Origin of the sequence: Streptomyces calidiresistens (assembly GCF_014141525.1) — a bacterium.
GTDB classification, from domain to species: domain Bacteria; phylum Actinomycetota; class Actinomycetes; order Streptomycetales; family Streptomycetaceae; genus Streptomyces; species Streptomyces calidiresistens.
In genome coordinates, this window is sequence record NZ_VKHS01001634.1 from 1 (window position 1) to 382 (window position 382).

A 382-nucleotide genomic window follows, 5' to 3' on the forward strand; every position below is an offset into this window, starting at 1 on the left:
CGGTCGGGGTGGGGGTCACCGCTCAGCCCTCCTCCGCGGCCCCGGCCCGGCCGGTGACCTCGATCGGCAGGTTGATCGCGCCGGGGAACATCATCGGCACCCGGAGCCGGACCTCGGCGGTGCGCACCAGCCCGGAGGAGGGGCAGGTGATGGTGGCCTGCCACGCCCCGGGCAGGTGGGCGCGGGCGGCCTCCACACACGCCGCCTCCGCCCCGGAGCGGGCGGCGGCGCCGGCCCGGGCGCCCTCGTCCGCGGCGTTCCCGGCGAGGGAGAAGGTGTGGCCGATGAGCACGGCCTGCCAGACGACGGCGATCATCAGGAGCACGAGGGGGAAGAGGCCGGCGAACTCGACCATGACCGCTCCCCGGTCCCGGTGGGCGGG

1 protein-coding gene is annotated in these 382 nt (G+C 77.2%); it reads right to left on the reverse strand.

What is annotated here, in order from left to right; genetic code table 11:
• Nucleotides 1-22: 22 nt before the first annotated feature.
• The coding region (locus tag FOE67_RS28605; RefSeq protein WP_182667665.1) for a TadE/TadG family type IV pilus assembly protein at nt 23-382 on the reverse strand (360 nt) is incomplete at its 5' end.